This is a genomic window from Flavobacterium gelatinilyticum, assembly GCF_027111295.1.
Classification (GTDB): Bacteria; Bacteroidota; Bacteroidia; order Flavobacteriales; family Flavobacteriaceae; genus Flavobacterium; species Flavobacterium gelatinilyticum.
In genome coordinates this window covers 1,078,273-1,098,078 of sequence record NZ_CP114287.1, presented here as the reverse complement: position 1 = coordinate 1,098,078, position 19,806 = coordinate 1,078,273, and the positions used below count along the sequence as shown (strand labels likewise).

The following is a 19,806-nucleotide window of genomic DNA, read 5'->3' as shown; positions in this document are numbered from 1 at the left end:
AAAAAACAAACAAACATGAACGCAGTTATAACAGCAATCGGCGGTTTTGTTCCGCCAGCTATCCTCGATAATAAAAAGATTTCTGAAACAGTAGACACATCCGAAGAGTGGATCGAAAAACGTACAGGTATTAAAGAACGAAGAATTGCTGATGACGATACTGCAACCTCTGATCTTGCCAGTGCCGCCATAGAGAATCTTCTTGAAAACTATAATGTCGACCGTAAAGAAATTGAAGCCCTTGTGCTGGCAACTGCAACGCCGGATCATATTTTGTCGCCAACTGCCAGCAAAGTATGCGAAAAAAGCGGCCTTACAAATGCTTTTGGAGTAGATCTTAACGCAGCCTGCAGCGGGTTTTTATATGCACTCGAAACAGCGGCAAGCATGATCGAAAGCGGTCGTTATGAAAAAATAATAGTAGTGGGTGCCGATAAAATGAGTTCGATTGTAGATTATGAAGACCGCAACACCTGTATTCTTTTTGGAGACGGGGCGGGAGCAGTTTTATTAGAAAAAACAGAATCGAATTATGGGTTGATGAAAAGCATTCTGAGAACAGACGGAAGTGGTACATCCTCTTTGCTGGTGCCTGCGGGAGGTTCCAAAACACCGGCAAGTATGCAGAGCATTCTGCACCGTAGTCATTTTTTAAAACAAGAAGGATCTTTTGTATTTAAAAAAGCAGTGGCTTCTATGAGTCAGGTTTCACAGGACGTTCTGGCTAAAAACGAATTGGATACAGACGAAATCGACTGGGTAATTCCGCATCAGGCTAATCTGCGAATTATCAATGCAGTAGGTGAGAGCCTGAATATTGATTCTGAAAAAGTAAAAGTAAATATCGAACGTTACGGCAACACCACATCGGCTACTATTCCGCTTTGTTTATGGGATTTCAGAGAAGATTTCAAAGAAGGCCAGAATCTGCTTATTACCACTTTTGGTGCCGGATTTTCGTGGGGAGCGACCTGTTTAAAATGGGGAATTATGCGAGATGATAAAACGACAAAATCTTTTAGGGCCAATGTTCGAAAAAAAAGTGTTTTAACAGTATAATAATTTTTGCAAATACATTTTTTTCAATTTTAGAACACATCATATTTAAAATACAATTTTAGCATTTTATCCATATAAGTATCAGTAAATGAGGTTAGGCATTCAAAATAAAACAGCACGTTCCGGAAAGAATTTTTTCTATAGATACTATAGGGTTATAGTAATTCCGGCTGTTTTTTTAGTATACCTTTCTTCATATTACTGGCTGAATCCCTATCGAAATTTTGAAGAAGAAAGCCTGCTTGATATCGATCAGACTTTCGATATCCTGATCATTTTGATATATTGTGCAATTCTGACGGAGCTGACACTTTTTGTAGGCAGGAAACTGAATTATTATATTAGATGGGAGCACAATCCTGTATTTAGGGCAATTGCACAATTTATATGTCTGATTGCCGGGAATATTCTCTTAAACTTTATTTTTTCAAGCGTATGGGACTATTTTTATCCCTGTACAGCTTTAGAAGAAAATGATCTCGTTACGATCTGGCAGTCTAAGGTTATGGCCGCTATTATTTCGCTTTTGATAAGCGCCATTCATACCGGAATATTTTTATTGAACAGATGGCGGGTAAACTCCGAAGAAACAGCCGAACTCCGAATTAAAGCATCAGAACTTCAGGAAGCCGTAACTAGATCTGAACTGGAATCTTTGAAACTGCAGTTAGATCCTCATTTTATTTTTAATAATTTCAGCACACTCACAGAATTAATTTACGAAGATCCCCAGCAGGCAGCTTCATTTCTTGAAAATATTACCAGAGTGTATCGTTATATGATTTCCAATACGAATAAAGATACCATTACGGTAAAAGAAGAAATCGAATTCCTGAACGCTTATTTTTATTTACTGAAGAAAAGGCTGGGCGAAAAAGTCGATCTTATAATTAAAATAGACAATTCCTGTTTGCAGCTTCATTTACCGCCTTTAACTTTGCAGTTATTGGTAGAAAATGCCATAAAACACAATATGGCAACCTTGTCAAATCCGCTTACTATTTCTGTTTATTGCGATCTTGGAGATATAATTGTTAGAAATAACCTGCAGCCTACAGCAGGAAAAAGTCTGGTTTCGACCGGAATTGGAAATAAAAATATAGAATTTCGATATAAGATATTATGTGACCGAATGCCAGTTTTTTGTGAATCGCATGGATATTATTACGCACGTCTGCCATTAATTTAAAAAGCTATGAAAATTTTAATTGTAGAAGATGAAAGTATAAACGCCAGCCGTTTAAAAAGACTTTTGGAAGAACTAGAACCCGACTGCCAGATTTTGGGTATTATAGACACAGTGGTCGATACCGTTTCCTGGCTGCAATCCAATCCTTGTCCGGACTTAATTACAATGGATATTCGTCTGGCCGATGGACTGAGTTTTTCTATTTTTGATGAAGTCGAAATCACATGTCCGGTTATCTTTACAACGGCGTATGACGAATATGCAATTCGTGCTTTTAAGGTAAACAGCATCGATTACCTGATGAAACCCATCGAAAAAAACGAACTGGAACATGCCTTAACCAAGTTCAAATCTCTCAATAAAACCGACAGTAATGTCAACAATATAGCTGGAATTCTAAAAGAACTGATTCAGAAACCCGTTTACCGTCTTCGTTTTTTGGTAACATACCGCGACGGCTACAAAAGTGTCGATGTTGCCGATATTGATTTTGTGTATTCTGAATTTAAAACGAGTAATTTATTCCTGAAATCAGGTGTTATTATTTCGATTCCCCAAACCATGGAAGAGCTTGAACAAGAGCTTGATCCTAATGTATTCTTCCGCGCTAACAGGCAATTCTTCATCCGCGCCGAAAGCATCAAATCTATTGCGAACTACTTTAACGCAAAACTAAAAATACAATTAAAACTGGATCTTGAAAGAGAGGTCATAATCAGCCGTGAAAAAGCACCTTTTTTTAAGCAGTGGATGGATCGATAAAGATTCTAAGTTTCTGAGATGCTGAGATTCTGAGTTTTTTCTGCTGTATAGTTTTAGCTGCGAATTACACAAATTTTCGCTCATACATTATGAGTTCTTTTCCTCATTTTTGTCATTTCGACGAAGGAGAAATCACACGCGTAATTCTATAAAGATTAGAGATTTTTATGCGATTTATTCTTTATCGCAATGATAAACGTTACGTTTTAGCTGTAAAAAACCAAGAAATTGTGTCGCTCCGGCATTTCTAAACAAGAAAATTTAATTAGAGAAAATTCGCGAATTCGAGGCAGTAAAAAACCTTCGTGCTTCAGCGTCTTTGCAGCATAACAAATCCCATCCGTTTCGGTGTCGAAAAATTACGTTTGGGTAAAATTCTACCTTAAAAAAGCCCTTTTGAGCTGTTATTTTGCCGTCAAATTCGATGTACTTATTAAAAACGAAAGTAAAATGACAAAACAGTTTTTTCAAAATTGCAGGGCATTCAGCAGTATTGCAGTTTTATTGATAGTGATTCTTTTTTCTTCATGCGGAAAAAGCGGAGCAGATGCACAAATGGCACCTCCAAAACCGGAAGTAGATTTTTTACAGACTAATTCAGAGACAGGAGAAGTAGAAAAAAAATATCCGGGAACAGTAGAAGGAACTGTTAATGTTGACATAAAAGCGCAGGTATCAGGTTACCTTGAAGCCATTTATGTAAAAGAAGGAGATTATGTAAACAAAGGGCAGTCTTTGTTTAAAATTAAGGGCGATGTGTATGCCGAGCAGGTAAACAACAGCCGTGCCGCATATAAAAGCGCTTTGGCAAATCAGGCCAATGCGAAACTGGAAGTAGAAAAAATCAAACCGCTAGTAGAAGGAAAAGTTTTTTCAGACATGCAGTTAAAAACAGCACAAGCCAATTACGAAGCCGCTACAGCACAGGTTGCGCAGGCAAAAGCCGCTTTAGGATCTTCACAAATTAATTCAGATTTCTCTTTGATTAAAGCACCGGTAAGCGGGTATATCAGCCGTATTCCAAATCGTGTGGGAAATTTAGTAACACCAACAGATGCTGTTCCATTAACCGTTTTATCTGAAATTAATAACGTATTTGTTTATTTCTCACTTACAGAAGCCGATTATTTAGCTTTTTCAAAAGATGCAAAGTCGAATCAGACCGTAAGTTTAATAATGGCGGATGACAGCGTATACGAACATAAAGGAAAACTGGAAGTTGCCAGTGGAAATATCGATCGTGCAACCGGAACAATCGCTTTAAAAGCTACTTTCCCGAACCCGAAAAAACAATTACGTTCAGGCGGTTCGGCCAGAATTATTCTCAACAAAAGTTTATCATCTGTAATTACAATCCCAATGGCAAGTGTAAAAGACATTCAGGATAAATTTTTTGTTTTTGTTTTAAAAGAAGGCAATAAAGTAGCCATGGTTCCTATCGAAATTGCAGGAAGTGCCGGAACAGATTATTTTGTAAAAGCTGGTTTAAAACCGGGAGACAAAGTAGCCCTGAATTCTATCGATGTACTTTACGATAGTATGGAAGTAGTTCCAAAAATCGCTGCAAAAAAATAAGCGGTAAATAAACTTTGATTTAATATAAAATAACATTTCCATGTTAAAGAAAATAATAGACAGGCCGGTATTGGCCACGGTTATCTCCATTGTACTGGTGATCTTGGGGATTATAGGTCTTACCCGATTATCTGTAACGAGATTTCCAGATATTTCGCCGCCAACGGTTATGGTAAGCGGTTCGTATCCGGGAGGAAACAGTGAAACCGTTATTCGTTCGGTAGTAACACCATTAGAAGAACAGATCAACGGAGTTGAAAATATGCAGTACATTAAATCTACTGCCAGTAATGACGGGTCGTTCTCGATCAGCGTTATATTCAAGCAGGGAGTAGATCCGGATCAGGCTGCCGTAAACGTACAAAACAGGGTACAGCAGGCGACTCCTAAACTGCCGCAGGAAGTGATCCGAATGGGATTAACGACTTCTAAACAGCAAAATAGTATGATTGTTATTTTCAACTTGTATACAGATGATAATAGCAAATACGACGAGTTATTTTTGCAGAATTATGCCAATATCAACTTAGTGCCTCAAATGAAACGTGTTCCAGGGGTGGGACAGGTTCAGATTTTCGGACAAAAAGATTACTCGATGAGAGTCTGGCTGGATCCGCGAAAAATGGCCAATGCAGGTTTGGTGCCTTCAGATGTAACGCAGGCAATTGCGGAGCAGAGTTTAGAATCGGCTCCGGGGAAACTGGGAGAAGAATCTTCGGCCGCTTTAGAATATGTAATCCGATACAAAGGAAAAAAGAACAAACCGGAACAATATGAAAATATTGTCGTTAAAAACAACGGAAGTAATGTTTTGAGGCTTAAAGACGTAGCCAGAGTCGAATTTGGTTCTATTTCGTACAGCGGTGATAATAAATCGAACAGTAAAAATGCAGTTACGATGGCGATTTTACAAACTTCGGGTTCAAACGCCAACGACATCGAAATCGGAATTAATAAAGAAGTAGAAAGACTTTCAAAATCTTTCCCTCCGGGTATTAAATACGTAAACGTAATGAGTACCAAAGAAAGACTTGATGAAGCAACAGGTCAGGTAAAATCGACTTTGTTTGAAGCATTTATTCTGGTATTTATCGTGGTATTTATTTTCCTTCAAGACATTCGATCAACGATAATTCCGGCTATTGCAGTACCAGTAGCGATTGTAGGAACGTTTTTCTTCCTTTTGGTTTTCGGGTTTACGATTAACATCCTGACGCTTTTTGCCTTAGTATTAGCAATTGGGATTGTGGTCGATGATGCAATTGTCGTTGTCGAAGCCGTTCACAGTAAAATGGAAGAAGATCATGAAATTTCGGCTAAAGATGCCACACACGGCGCTATGGCAGAAATTACAGGAGCCGTAATTTCGATTACCCTGGTTATGTCGGCGGTATTTATCCCGATTGGTTTCATGACAGGATCTTCGGGGATTTTCTATAAGCAGTTTGCTTATACACTGGCTATTGCGATTATCATTTCGGCCGTAAATGCCTTAACGCTTACGCCTGCATTGTGTGCCCTTTTATTGAAAAACCACGGAAGTAAAGACGGCGAACATCAGGAAAAAACAACTTTTAAAGAGCGCTTTTTTATTGGATTTAATTCAAGTTTCGAAAATTTAACGGGAAGATATATTAAAGGAGTTCGTTTCTTAATTGGAAGAAAATGGATTGCAGCAGGAGTAGTTACCGGAATTACAGCTTTTGCGGTGTACATGATGATGTCGACACCAAAAAGTTTTGTACCTCTGGAAGATGACGGATTCATGGTGTACAGTTTGTCTATGCCGCCCGGAACAGCTCTTGACAGAACAACCGCTGTAATTGAGAAATTAGAAAAAGAACTGGCTCCTATAGAAGCTATCGATGTGAATACGAGTATTACAGGATTTAATATCTTGAGTAATAGTGCCAGCCCTGCTTACGGATTAGGATTTATAAAACTAAAACCTAAGAAAGACAGAGGAGCAGTTAAAGATATTGAGGAAATCATGAATATCGTAAACGGTAAACTGGCTGGTATTAAAGAAGGTCAGATTATGGTTTTCAGAATGCCTCCGGTAGAAGGTTTTGGTGTAACAAGTGGTGCCGAAATTGTATTACAGGACAGAATGTCGAGAAGTCCGGAGACTTTAAAAGCCATGTCAGATAAAGTAATCGGGCAGATTATGCAGCAGCCTGGAGTTCAGTATGCCTATACTACTTTCAGAGCCGATTATCCGCAATTGGAATTAGAAGTAGATGAAGACAAGGCCCGCCAGATGGGAGTGAATATAAAAGAACTTTTAGGAAATATCCAGACGTATTTTGCGGGAGATCAGTCGGCTGACTTTTCTAGGTTTGGTAAATTTTACAGAGTGAATGTAAAAGCCGATGGAATTTTTAGAATGGATGAAGATGCGTTTAATGAAATTTTCGTAAGAAATGCCGATATGCAGATGGTTCCGGTAAAATCGATCGTGAAATTCCATAAAGTGTACGGACCCGAATCTGTAAACCGTTACAACCTTTACAATTCGGTTAATATTACGGCTATGGCACTGCCGGGCTATAGTAACGGGCAAATTATGACCAATTTAGAAACGGTGTTAGACAAACTTCCGTCTGATTATAGTTACGAATGGACAGGTTTGAGTTTAGAAGAAAAAGCAGGAGGAAGCCAGACCGTTGCCATCTTCGGATTGTGTTTATTGTTTGTATTCTTCTTATTGGCCGCACAATACGAAAGTTATTTATTGCCGCTTGCCGTACTGCTTTCTATTCCAACCGGAATTTTAGGAGCATTTGCAGGAGTTAAAGCCGTGGGTCTGGATAACAACATTTACGTTCAGGTGGGATTAATCATGCTTGTAGGACTTCTGGCAAAGAACGCGATTTTGATTGTAGAATTTGCCTTGCAGCGACGTCTTGCCGGATTAACGATTGTCGAAGCCGCAATCGAAGGATCAAGATCAAGGTTACGACCAATTATCATGACGTCACTTGCCTTTATTGTAGGTATGATTCCGTTAATGTTTGCTTCGGGAGGAACAGCTGTCGGAAACAGATCCATCAGTGTCAGCGCTGCAGTGGGAATGTTCAGCGGCGTTGTTCTGGGTGTTTTTGTAATTCCGTTACTATTTATTGTATTCCAGTATTTACAGGAAAAAGTATCAAGGAAAAAAATCGGAGTTCAGGTTCAAACTATTAAAGAATAATAATGAAAACATTATATAAAATAGGAATGGTTTCACTTACCGCAGCGATCATGACGTCGTGCGTGGTAGGAAAAAAATATTCCCGTACAGATTTACAATCACCTGAAAAATTCCGTGAAGAAGTTTCGGTAACAGGTGATACGGTTTTGCTTCCTTGGAAAACCTATTATAAAGATCCAATGCTGGCGGCTTTAATCGAAAAAGCCCTTGTTAAAAACAACGAGGTAATTATTGCCATGAAAAGCATGGAGCAGCTGGATTTAAGTTACAAACAAGCTAAATTATCCTTACTGCCAACACTTGATTTTGATGCAGGTGCAAGCCGTTCGTATCAGTCTAAAAATTCCTTAAACGGATCTTTAAGCGCGCAGTTTATTGGTAAAGATTATATGGACGATTACAGCGCAAACCTTCGTTTGTCTTGGGAACTGGATATCTGGGGAAAAGCTGCCATGCAGAAACGTGATGCAAAAGCTGCTTATTTTGCTCAAAAAGAAAATCTTTCGGCATTAAAAACCCGCATTATTGTTCAGGTGGCACAAGCATATTATAATCTTTTGGCATTGGATGAACAGCTTAAAATTGCTGAGAAAAATATCGAATTAAGTAACAGTACGTTAGAAATGACGCAGCTGCAGTACAATTCAGGATCGGTAAGTTCACTGGCAGTAAGTCAGACCGAAGCTCAAAAGAAAACCGCCGAATTGTTAGTGCCTTTAGCAAAAGCAAATATTGCAGTTCAGGAAAATGCATTACAGATTTTATGCGGCGAATATCCGGACAGCATAGCACGTGCAGGAAATTTAAATGATGACGAACTAAATGTTGCGCTTCCGGTTGGAATTCCGGTTTCACTTTTGAGCCGAAGACCAGACGTAAAAGCCAGCGAATATGCGGTAATGTCGGCAACAGCCAAAACAGGATTATCAAAAGCGGCCATGTACCCAACACTAAGTTTGAATCCATCTATTGGTGTAAATTCATTTGAGTTTGACAAATGGTTTGATTTCCCGGGATCAGTAACCAAAACTATTGCGGCGAATCTGGCTCAGCCTATTTTCAGAAAGAAAGCATTACGAACATCTTATGAAGTGGCCGTTTTAGAACAGGAGAAAGCAGTTGTGCAGTTCAAACAGTCTTTTATTACGGCAGTTGGCGAAGTAAACGATGCCATGTCAAGACTCAAATATGCTGACGAACGCATTATTCTGGCGAAAGAAAAAGCAGCTTCTTTAGAAAAAGCCACAAACGATGCTTCACTTTTATATAAAAGCGGTATGGCAAATTATTTAGAAGTTATTACAGCACAAAACAGTTCATTGCAAAACGAACTGGATGTGGTGACTATAAAACTCGAAAAGTTAAATGCATCCATCAACTTATACCGTGCCTTAGGGGGCGGAACGGAGTAACATTTTATAATTCACCATCAGAGCAGATTGTTTTGATGGTGAATTTGATTTTGAGCGTAATTGTTTTAAACACATAGGAGCATACAAGTCATTCGATGCGAAAGCTTTTTCAAAGTTTGAAACTTTGAAAAGTCGCCGCTTAATATTTTTAACACATAGAAACATAGATTTGGAATCTTAGAAAAAGGCATTTCATTTATCTAAACAAACATAGCTGCACGTATTTGATGCGAAAGCTTTGTCAAAATTTTGAACTTTAACAAAGCTGCTATACACAAACCAATGTTCCTATGTGTTAAAATATATTTTTCATTATTTATAAATCATAACTGTCTTATTATGGACAAAGTTATTTTTAGCAGATCAGAACTTTACAACTTAGTCTGGAAATTTCCGATTATCCAAATTGCCCGGCATTACGAAATTTCCAGTATGGGAATCAAAAATGCCTGCGAAAAAATGCAGATTCCGTTACCCGGAAGCCGGCATTGGGTTACACTTGAATACAAGCGAAAAGAAAAACCTGCACTTTCCAGAGACTACGCCGGAAGCAATGCTATTGCAATTTTGAAAAAAACGTATGAAATGCAGCTTCGATCCTCATCAAAATCTACTCCTTTATTAGATTTAACACAGAGCATAAAAGCCGATCCCAAAGCACCTTTAACAGTACCGCAACAATTATCCAGTCCGCATCCTGTAATAGCGGCTTCTTATGAATTTTGGCAGCAAAAAATATCCGGTAAAGAATCAGATATCGATTCAGATCAAATCCTGAATCTGAATGTTTCTGATGCCAGTATGAACCGCGCCCTGCTGTTTATGGATTCCCTTATTAAATTATTAGAATACAGGGGCCACAGATTTGAAAAAGGAATTTCGGAAACCGGAATTGTATATCTTGATAACATTGCTTTTGAAATTTCGTTAAGAGAAGCTCTAAAACGTGTTATAAAATCATCTAACGAAACCTCCAATTATGTCTGCACAGGCGAGTTTATTTTTAGAATCATGAAAGATTCCAATAAAAAGGAATTTCGAGACGGAAGCGTTTCAATCGAAAACAGTCTGGCACTTATTACAGCCAAATTAGAACTTATGGCAGCAGAAGAAAAACGCTGGAAAGAATCCTGCGAAACAGATAAAAATCTCTGCCAGATTTAAAATTTTACACGCCTTTAAATTTAGTAAATGTCCGGTTAAGCCCTTCTTAATCCGGACATTCTTACTTTTTACCCAATCGGTAACATTACCTTTTCATTGTTAATATTACGTTTCGTATTGCTGTTCTTTTGTTAATGTAATGGTAACGTAATTGACCTACCCTGATCTCTAATTTTGAAGACATATTATAAACGAAATAACGTAAATATGTCATTTTTAAAAATTGAAAAACATCCTCAAAAAACAATTCTCCCTAGTGTCTGGCCAAACACTTTTTATCTGACAAATAAAAACAAAGTGAATTGTTATGTATAAAAATTCTACAGATGAAGCCCTTGTTGACTTATTAAAACAAGGAAAAGACAAAGCATTTGATGAGTTATATTTCCGATACAGAGATTCCCTTGTTCGGTTTGTATATTTAAGGATGAAGTCTACGGCTGTTTCAGAAGAAATTGTTCAGGAAGTTTTTGCCAGTATTTGGGAGAGACGCAAAACCATAACGATTCAAAAAACCTTCGCGGCTTATATCTATACATCCGTGCGTTATATGACGCTGGATTATATAAAATCCCACACCGTTACAGATCAGTACATACAGGAAGTTTTAGATAAAAATACCGTTTCCTTTACCAGTCACAATGCCACAGAAGAATCTATTTATTATGATGAACTGCAAAAGGCCGTTGATCAGGCTGCAATGCTGCTTCCCAAAAAATCAAAAGAGGTTTTTATCCTGAGCCGCGTAAAACATTACACCAATAAAGAAATTGCCGAGGAACTAAACGTTTCAATCGAAACTGTAAAGTACCATATTACCTATGCGCTCAAATTTATGCGCACGTATCTGGGCGAATTCAATTAAAGTAAAATTAAAATGAAGAGGCGCACTTTTTTCTTAACAGAAGCGTAACCTCGCGCGCCTACCCAAAAAGACAATTCCCAAGACATACTATTAAAGACATAAAGAAATTATAATGCCTGAAAAATTAAAGCAAGAAATTAAACATTTTTTAGAAGGAAAATATTCGCCCACAGGACAAGAAATGTGGAATAAATGGTACGATCGCACCGATGAAGTTTCTGATGTTATGGAAACGATTCAGTCAGATCGTTCAAAACTGAAAAAGGAATTAAAACAAATAAAGAAAACAAACAGCGTTATTTCGCTTCATTATAAAAACTGGGCCATTGCAGCCTCTTTAACCTTATTGGCCGGTTTATCGGTATTTTTTTATCAGTCATTGCATTCGGTTGAGACGATACAAGATGCGGCAAAACTGGGCGAACATAAAAAAGTAGTACTAAGCGACGGAACACAAATCTGGTTAAATGCCGGCAGTGTTTTAAAATATCCAAAAGAATTTAAAGGCGATACCAGAGAAGTACACCTAACCGGAGAAGCTTTTTTTGATGTAGCCAAAGACAAAAAACATCCGTTTATTATTCATACCAATAAAATGGATACCAAAGTTCTTGGAACCAGTTTTAATGTTCAGGCGTATCCGGATCAGACCACTCAGGAAGTTTCGGTTTTAACCGGAAAGGTAAATGTAAAATCAACGGTTACAGAAGAAAATGTTTACGTAACGCCGGGACAGAAAGTGATATTTAAATCACACGACAACAAACTGCAGGCCTTTAAGGATATTCCGGTGAATACCATTTCGTTATGGCGAAAAAACATCATGGTTTTCGAAGAAACACCTCTGCCGGAAGTGGTCGCCTCAATAAACCGCAATTATAATGTGGCTGTCGAAATCAAAAACAAAGATCTAAACAACTTAAAGATAAGTGGCTATTTTAAAGAACTTCCTGCAGATCAGGTAATTGCTTTGGTGTGCAACATCATCAACGCCAATTACAAACTCGACTCGGGCGTATATAAAATTCAGTAATCTTTAAAAAAAATCAAAAATAAAACTACGTAGAAATCCAGATAATCAAAAGAAAAACTTAAAACTAAAAATTATGAATGAAAAACAAATGCGGTATGCCGTAAAATGTGAAAACATAAAGACTTTCGGGACAAAATTGTTCCTGTTTATGGCTTTGTTTTTTGCATCGCTGACAGCAAACGCCGGGAATGTTGACATTAACAAAAGAGTGACTTTAAAAGTTGAAAATGAAAGTATAAAAAACATTTTCCAAAAGATCGAAAATCAGGTCGACGTGCATTTTATGTACGAAAGCAGCCAGATTAACGCAGCTCAGAAACTGAGTTTAAAACTAAGCAACGTAACGCTTGAACAGGCTTTGGATAAAATCTGTGGCAGCGTACTTAAATATGAGATTGTAAGCAATAATATTGTCATCAAAAGAAATATAAAAGTTGCTGATACAGATCAGAATAAAATAATCATTTCAGGTACTGTTTACGGCGGCGATGATAATATGCCATTACCGGGAGTAGGGATTAAAGATAAAGGTTCTAACGCGACTGCCGCAACAGATTTCGACGGAACTTTTAAAATGGAAATCAATGCTCCTGAGGCAACCCTTATTTTCTCGTATGTAGGCTATGTAACACAGGAAGTAAAAGTAACAAGCACACAAACTATTTCTGTAAAACTGGCTGCTGATGTAAAACAGCTTCAGGAAGTAGTAGTAATGGGATACGGAAGTGTAAAAAAGAATGAAGTTCTGGGGGCTGTAGGATCTGTTTCTATGAAAGAAACATCAAGCAGAACCTATAATAATGCTGCCGAATTATTACAGGGAACCGTTGCCGGTGTTACGGTAATCAACGATGGAGGAGACCCAACGGCTGCACCAACTATCAATATTCGTGGTATTGGATCTTTAAATGCCGAAACACCCCTTATCGTATTAGACGGAATTATCTACAGTGGTTCATTAAATACGATAAACCCAAATGATATTGCTTCGATTAGTGTTTTGAAAGATGCGGCTTCGGCAGCGATTTATGGAGCGAGAGCTTCTGGAGGGGTAATTTTAATTACTTCTAAAAAAGGAGTTTCAGACCGTATTAACGTGAATGTAAACTATCAGGGAGGTTTTCAGAATGTAGCTAAAAAACTGGATGTTTTAAATGCAGCAGAATATGCCGATGCTATGAACATTGCAAGAGACAACGCAGGTTTACCAAGAATTCCTGCTTTTGATACGGCATTTGAACCAACAGCAAGAACAACAAAAACCAACTGGATGGATGAAATTTTCCGTACAGGAGAAATTCAGGATTTATCTATTTCGGTTAACGGAAAAACAGAAAAATCAAATTTCTTTCTTTCCGGAAGTTACAGAAAAAATGAAGGTATTTTGTTGAATACTTTTGGAGAACGCTATACAGTAAGAGCCAATTCCTCTTTTAAACTGGCGCCAAACTTTACAGTTGGAGAAAACATTTCGTACTCTTTAACAAACGGTCAGACGGCTAATACGGCAAATGGTTATACCGGAGCAATTTTGGCTGCGATTTTTTATCCGCCAAATGCCACGATTTACAGAGAAGACGGTTCAGGACATTTTGGCGGAGTTCCTGAAAAATACATTGGATCTTACGGAGACGTTATCAATCCGGTGGCGTACTTAAAAAGATTAGACAACAGAAATCCTATTTCAACAATATTGATTAACCCGTATGCTGAATGGGAAATCGTTGAAGGATTAAAAATAAAATCAAACTGGGGTTATACCAGAATTCAGGATAATGCAAAAGATTTTACCGTAAAAGTTACTGAACCGGGTAAAATATTCGACTTTAACCGTTTAACGCAAAAATCGCTGACTATTACAGATTTATTAAGCGAGCAGACGGTTTCTTACGAAAAATCATTTGGAAAACACAATCTTAAAGCATTAGCCGGATATACTTTTCAGGAAACAAAAAAAGAATTTTATACCATTGAAGGAACCGGTTTTGACAACGAAGACCCTTCACAGCGTTATCTGCTGAATGCAAAATTAATCCAGCAGCGAGATACAGGTGCATCAGATGAAATTATTTCTTCTTATGTAGGAAGACTTAACTACGATTTTGGTCAGAAATACATGTTATCAGGAATTGTTCGCCGCGACGGAACGTCAAAACTTTTATCGGCAAACCGCTGGAAAGTATATCCTTCTGTTTCGGCAGGATGGTTAATTTCCGAAGAAAATTTCATGAAAGGAATCGAGCCTGTTATCAGCAGTTTAAAATTACGTGCCAGCTGGGGTCAGATTGGTAACTTAGGAAACCTTGGACCGTACCAGTTTAGTGTGCCGTTATCTCAGACTCAGGCTTTAATAGGAACTGTTCCAACAATCAATTACGGATATGCCGAAAGCGAATTATCTAACCCTGATTTAAGATGGGAAAGTTCTGAGCAGACGAATATTGGTTTAGATTTTACTATGCTTAATAACAGCTTAATAGGATCTGTTGATGCGTATGTAAAAACAAACAAAGACATGTTGGTTAAAGACCAGCTTCCAGGTGTTTCAGGAACTCCTGAGGGCCGAATCGTAAACTCAGGTGATGTTGAAAATAAAGGGATCGAATTGAGTTTAACCTATCAGAAAACACGTGGTGAATTTAAGTTTGACGTAACAGCAAACGCAGGATTTCTAAGTAATAAAATTGTTTCGATTAAGGATGATTTAAGCGCACTTGAACCATTGGATTTAGCAAGAGTACGAAGCCTTCCTTTGGCAAATATCTATAAAGTAGGAAGTCCGGTTGGTGCTTTTTACGGATATGCTTCAGACGGATTGTTTCAGAGTGATGCCGAAGCAAAAGCGTATGTAAATAAAGACGGCGTTCAGTATCAGCCAAATGCAGTTGCAGGTGATATTAAGTTTAAAGACGAAAACGGAGACGGTGTTATTAATAACAATGACAGGGTTGTATTGGGAAGCCCTTTTCCAAAAACAACGTACAGCTTAAATGCGAATTTCAGATACAAAGGTTTCGATATGAATATTTTCTTTAGCGGAGCTGCAGGAAACAGTGTTTTCAATGCTGTAAAACACACAGGATTAAATGCTTCTTTCCCTGGATATAACTTATTGGCTGATTCTAAAGATGCCTGGTCGCCAACCAATACCAATACCAATATTCCGGTGCTTTCATCTACAGATAACAACAATAACTTCGGACGTATCTCAGATCTTTATATCGAAGATGCTTCTTTCTTAAGACTGAAAAACGTTTCGCTTGGTTATACTGTTAAAGAAAGCTGGTTGAACGGAAAAGCAAAACTAAGATTCTTTATTTCTGCTCAAAACCTGTTTACAATTACAAAATATTCAGGAATGGATCCGGAGGTGGGTCTTAAAAACTTCGGAATGGATTTAGGACGTTACCCGCTTTCCCGTATTTACATGACAGGTGTTAATGCTACTTTTTAAAAAATAAAAACAAATCAAAATGAAAAAAATAGGTCTTTTAGTATTGGGTTTTGCGCTTTTTGCCGCCACAACGGCCTGCGAAAGCGAACTTGATGTAGTACCGCAGGGAGCACCTTCGAGCGGGAATTTCTGGAAAACTCCTGCCGATGCAAAAGCGGGGGTAAACGCGATTTACGCTTTATACTCTGATGATAATATGTACGGACGCGGTTTCTTCTGGCTTAACAATGCCAGCGATGACATTGGAACAAAACCAAGACAAAACGCAGAACGTATCAAGAATTTTATTGTAGATGGTGCCGAATCGGATACAAAAGATATCTGGAGAATTCACTACGAAATCATGAAACGCTGTAACGACGTAATCCGTAATATTCCGAATATTCCGCTTGACGAGAAAACAAAAAACGGAATGTTAGGAGAAGCGTACTTCAATCATGCCGTAATGCATTTGGAACTGGCGTATCATTATGGCGATGCACGCGCGGGAATTCCAATTCAGGACCGTGCCGATTTTACAAATGTTTACGTACCGCGTGCCAGAAACGTGGCTGAAAATTACGCTTATATCGCAGCCGACTTAATCAAAGCAGCCGATTTACTGCCGTATTTCAACGAACTTACACCGGACAATTACGGACGTGCTCATAAAACTGCCGCCTGGGCTTATTTAGTTCGTACGTATTTGTATGCCAAAGACTGGGATAATGCCATTAAATATGCTAATCTGGTTGTAAACAGCGGGAAACATAAACTGCTCGATAATTTTGAAGACGTATTTAAAATCAGCAATAACTGGTCATCAGAATATATCTGGTCTGTAACATCAAGCGCCGAAAACACCTCATTAGGTTCTATTTTTCCGGGTGTATGCCTTGAAGATAAAGGATGGGGAGTTTACAACGGATGGGGAAATTTTTATCCTACAAAAGAGTTATTTGATGCCTATGCTCCAAACGACAAAAGACGCAGCGCTACTATTTTACAAAAAGGAGATAAATTTGTTTATTTTGGCGAAGAAGTAACGTTTAACGAAGGAAAATACATAGTAAGTTCAAGTAACAGGACAGGATACCAGTTTAAAAAATACATGGAGCCGTTCAGTTATCCAAAAACAGGATCGGGAGCTGTAGATATTCGTTATGTTAATGCCAACGGAGATAAACCTTCAACAGCTTTAAATGTTCCGCTTTTACGTTATGCCGATGTTATTTTGATGCTGGCCGAAGCTAAATTAATGAAAGGACAAAATGCCGATACTGAAATCAATATGATTCGCCACCGTGCCGGACTTACAGATCTTGCCGGAGCTACAATGACCGATTTAAAAAGAGAAAGACGCTGTGAATTGGCAGGCGAGTGGACAGACCGCCACTTCGATTTAGTTCGCTGGGGAGATGCCAGAGAAACGTATGCAAAGCCACTGCACCACTACGACGGAAGCGTTATTTATCCTGCCCGTAATTTTAATCCCACTATCCACCACGTTTGGCCAATACCGCCTGATGAGATTGCAGTAAGCAAAGGAATGCTGGATCAAAACGAAGGCTGGTAAAAAGTAATTTCATTTTGTTTGTTTATTTTTTTACCTCGCAGGCCTAGACCTGGTAATCGAAGCCTGCTGTCGTAAAAAATGTAATAAACGAATTTATAATATCCTAAACCAGTCTTTTTGTAAGGACTGGTTTAGGCATTTCTAATAATACAAGTACATAATTTCAATTATTTTATAAAGTTACCTGCGGCTTTATAGAATTAAAACTATTTCGATGAAAAAAATAATCACCCTTTTCTGCCTCCAGTTTTTCTTTGCCGTTCAGGCACAGGAATACAGTTCTTCAAACATTCATTCCCATAACGATTACGAAAGCCGACTTCCGTTTTATGGCGCTTATTCTAACGAAGCCGGCGTTATAGAAGCCGATGTTTTCTTAGTAAACAACGAATTATTTGTTGCCCATACTCAAAAAGAAATTGCGTCCCACAATACGCTGAAAAGTTTGTATCTGGAACCGCTTTCTGCCAAATTAAAAACGTTGGAAGGAAAAGCGTACCCAAGCGGCAAACCCTTAATTTTAATGATCGACATTAAGTCTGATGCTGATGCGTCTTTAAAAGCAATTGTACAACAGTTAAAAACGTTTCCGGATATCATTTCGAACAAAAACATCAAAGTGGTTATTTCAGGAAACAGACCGAATCCGGCGCAGTGGAAAGACTTTCCTGAATTTATTTATTTTGACGGAAGACTGAACGAAAACTACACTCCGGATCAGCTGGCAAAAGTTGAAATGATCAGCGAAGATTTGAAAGAAATCACGGTTTGGAACGGAAAAGGTGTTCTGACGCAGCCGGATTTAGAAAAAATTCAGGCAATCATTAAAAAAGTACACGATCAGAATAAAAAAATCAGATTCTGGGCTACACAGGACAACGTAAATACGTACATGGCTTTGATGAACTTAAAAGTAGATTTCATTGGAACGGATAAAGTAGCCGAATTGACGCAGTTCATCAACAGTATCAAAACAACTTTTTATCAAAATACAGAGTTTCATCAGGCCTATGTTCCTAAAAATGGATTCAAAAGCAAACGTCCTAAAAACGTTATTTTGTTAATTGGAGACGGAATGGGATTAGCGCAGATCTATACAGGTTATACGGCAAATAAAGGACAGTTGAGTTTGTTTAATATCCCAACTCAGGGATTCTCGATTACCAAGGCTTCAGACAGTTATATTACCGATTCGGCTGCGGGAGGTACCGCCATGGCGACAGGACATAAAACTAATAACCGTTTTATAAGTGTTGACGAACAGGGAAAACCGCTGGAATCAATTACACAGCTTCTGGCTAAGAAAAACTATAAAACGGCAATTATTTCTGCCGGAAATATTACAGATGCTACTCCGGCTGCTTTTTATGCACATCAGCCCGAAAGAAGTTTTAATGAACCCATTGCAAATGATTTTCTGACGAATCCGTCTGATATTTTAATTGGAGGAGGGCAGAAAGAATTTATGTCGAGAAAAGACGGTAAAGATCTGTCTAAAATTTTAAAGGAAAGAGGCTACACGTTTTCGGATAAATTTGTCAGTATCGACACCATCAAAAACAGCCGTTATGTGGTTTTAGAAGATGCAGCGGTGGTTTCTATGAAAAACGGAAGAGGTGATTTCTTAACCAAAGCTTTTAATAAAGCCGTGAGTACTTTAACCAAAACTAAAAGTCCGTTTTTTATTATGGAAGAAGCCGCGCAGATTGATTACGGCGGACACCAGACCAACGTAGAATATGTAGTACGCGAAATGCTGGATTTTGACAAACTGATAGGGCAGGCGATGGCATTTGTAGACCAAAACCCTGAAACGCTGTTAATTGTTACGGCAGACCACGAAACAGGCGGGCTTTCATTAATCGACGGAAGCATTGAGAAAGGTTACGTTCACGGAAGTTTCAGTACAAACGATCATACCTCAATTCCGGTTCCGGTTTTTGCTTACGGTCCCGGAGCGCAGTATTTTACGGGAGTATACCAGAATACAGCGATTTATGATAAAATTTTAGAAGCAGTTTCAGGAAAATAATTTCCTGTTTGCTCCAGCATAAAAAAGCCCTGAATTTTAGAAGTTCAGGGCTTTTAGTTTTATTGAAAAATTTTGAACGCTTCAATTTGTATTAAAAATAAAGACGTTGCGTGCAATTGTATTTTCTATGTAATATTTAAAAAATTATAACACGGATAAAACAGATTTGCTTTGCAAAAACGCGGATATAACTGATTTATATATTACCGTAAAAATCCGCGTCTTCGTGATAACGAATCCCTCTAATCCGCGTCAAAATATATAATTTTTGAATTACACCCAACGGGTTAAAAATAGGTTTTATATTACAAAATAATTAAGCGTATTTTATTTCAATCTTATACATTAGTTTAAAACTTTAACTTTTAAACGAATCAGGAGTATTCCCTTTAATAGGCTTTATTTTTTAAATATTTAATAAATTATGAGAGGAGTGAAAGCTCAATATTAACAAATTATTAAATGATGAAACCTGAAAAATAATGAAGTAAGGTTTATTATACTTTTGTA

The 19,806-nt window shown here is 38.0% G+C and carries 12 protein-coding genes; all 12 read left to right on the top strand.

Annotated features, from left to right (window positions below):
• Positions 1-15: 15 nt before the first annotated feature.
• The 12 genes from OZP11_RS04615 to OZP11_RS04560 all read left to right on the top strand — a co-directional run bounded on the left by OZP11_RS04615 (position 16) and on the right by OZP11_RS04560 (position 19,296).
• Positions 16-1,059 carry a beta-ketoacyl-ACP synthase III gene (locus OZP11_RS04615; protein WP_281234054.1) on the top strand — a complete coding sequence of 348 codons (1,044 nt, stop codon included), beginning with the start codon at positions 16-18 and terminating at the stop codon, positions 1,057-1,059.
• Between the two features lie 88 nt (positions 1,060-1,147).
• Positions 1,148-2,248, top strand: coding sequence for a sensor histidine kinase (locus tag OZP11_RS04610; protein ID WP_281234053.1), 1,101 nt, complete (start codon positions 1,148-1,150; stop codon positions 2,246-2,248).
• Positions 2,249-2,254: 6 nt separating this feature from the next.
• Positions 2,255-3,010: a LytR/AlgR family response regulator transcription factor gene (locus OZP11_RS04605; protein WP_281234052.1), complete on the top strand. Its 756-nt coding sequence runs from the start codon at positions 2,255-2,257 to the stop codon at positions 3,008-3,010.
• Between the two features lie 450 nt (positions 3,011-3,460).
• Positions 3,461-4,585, top strand: a complete 1,125-nt coding sequence (locus tag OZP11_RS04600) for an efflux RND transporter periplasmic adaptor subunit (protein WP_281234051.1) — start codon at positions 3,461-3,463, stop codon at positions 4,583-4,585.
• A gap of 40 nt (positions 4,586-4,625) precedes the next feature.
• Complete coding sequence (locus OZP11_RS04595; RefSeq protein ID WP_281234050.1) at positions 4,626-7,781, top strand: efflux RND transporter permease subunit; 3,156 nt, start codon at positions 4,626-4,628, stop codon at positions 7,779-7,781.
• Positions 7,782-7,783: 2 nt separating this feature from the next.
• Positions 7,784-9,193, top strand: coding sequence for an efflux transporter outer membrane subunit (locus tag OZP11_RS04590; RefSeq protein WP_281234049.1), 1,410 nt, complete (start codon positions 7,784-7,786; stop codon positions 9,191-9,193).
• A 339-nt stretch (positions 9,194-9,532) separates the two neighbouring features.
• Entirely contained in the window at positions 9,533-10,357 is an 825-nt protein-coding gene (locus OZP11_RS04585; RefSeq protein ID WP_281234048.1) for a hypothetical protein, read from the top strand.
• A gap of 307 nt (positions 10,358-10,664) precedes the next feature.
• The gene (locus OZP11_RS04580; RefSeq protein WP_281234047.1) at positions 10,665-11,222 is read left to right on the top strand and encodes an RNA polymerase sigma-70 factor; all 558 of its coding nucleotides are present in this window, start codon (positions 10,665-10,667) and stop codon (positions 11,220-11,222) included.
• Positions 11,223-11,334: 112 nt separating this feature from the next.
• Complete coding sequence (locus OZP11_RS04575) at positions 11,335-12,255, top strand: FecR family protein (RefSeq protein ID WP_281234046.1); 921 nt, start codon at positions 11,335-11,337, stop codon at positions 12,253-12,255.
• Positions 12,256-12,328: 73 nt separating this feature from the next.
• Entirely contained in the window at positions 12,329-15,709 is a 3,381-nt protein-coding gene (locus OZP11_RS04570) for a TonB-dependent receptor (RefSeq protein WP_281234045.1), read from the top strand.
• Between the two features lie 19 nt (positions 15,710-15,728).
• On the top strand, positions 15,729-17,264 hold the full coding sequence (locus OZP11_RS04565) for a RagB/SusD family nutrient uptake outer membrane protein (protein ID WP_281234044.1): 1,536 nt from the start codon (positions 15,729-15,731) through the stop codon (positions 17,262-17,264).
• Between the two features lie 214 nt (positions 17,265-17,478).
• Positions 17,479-19,296 carry an alkaline phosphatase gene (locus OZP11_RS04560; protein WP_281234043.1) on the top strand — a complete coding sequence of 606 codons (1,818 nt, stop codon included), beginning with the start codon at positions 17,479-17,481 and terminating at the stop codon, positions 19,294-19,296.
• Positions 19,297-19,806 lie beyond the last annotated feature (510 nt).

Coding starts and splice junctions, on each gene's coding strand:
- OZP11_RS04615 (WP_281234054.1), top strand. CDS start 16: ATGAACGCAGTTATAACAGCAATCGGCGGTTTTGTTCCGCCAGCTATC.
- OZP11_RS04610 (WP_281234053.1), top strand. CDS start 1,148: ATGAGGTTAGGCATTCAAAATAAAACAGCACGTTCCGGAAAGAATTTT.
- OZP11_RS04605 (WP_281234052.1), top strand. CDS start 2,255: ATGAAAATTTTAATTGTAGAAGATGAAAGTATAAACGCCAGCCGTTTA.
- OZP11_RS04600 (WP_281234051.1), top strand. CDS start 3,461: ATGACAAAACAGTTTTTTCAAAATTGCAGGGCATTCAGCAGTATTGCA.
- OZP11_RS04595 (WP_281234050.1), top strand. CDS start 4,626: ATGTTAAAGAAAATAATAGACAGGCCGGTATTGGCCACGGTTATCTCC.
- OZP11_RS04590 (WP_281234049.1), top strand. CDS start 7,784: ATGAAAACATTATATAAAATAGGAATGGTTTCACTTACCGCAGCGATC.
- OZP11_RS04585 (WP_281234048.1), top strand. CDS start 9,533: ATGGACAAAGTTATTTTTAGCAGATCAGAACTTTACAACTTAGTCTGG.
- OZP11_RS04580 (WP_281234047.1), top strand. CDS start 10,665: ATGTATAAAAATTCTACAGATGAAGCCCTTGTTGACTTATTAAAACAA.
- OZP11_RS04575 (WP_281234046.1), top strand. CDS start 11,335: ATGCCTGAAAAATTAAAGCAAGAAATTAAACATTTTTTAGAAGGAAAA.
- OZP11_RS04570 (WP_281234045.1), top strand. CDS start 12,329: ATGAATGAAAAACAAATGCGGTATGCCGTAAAATGTGAAAACATAAAG.
- OZP11_RS04565 (WP_281234044.1), top strand. CDS start 15,729: ATGAAAAAAATAGGTCTTTTAGTATTGGGTTTTGCGCTTTTTGCCGCC.
- OZP11_RS04560 (WP_281234043.1), top strand. CDS start 17,479: ATGAAAAAAATAATCACCCTTTTCTGCCTCCAGTTTTTCTTTGCCGTT.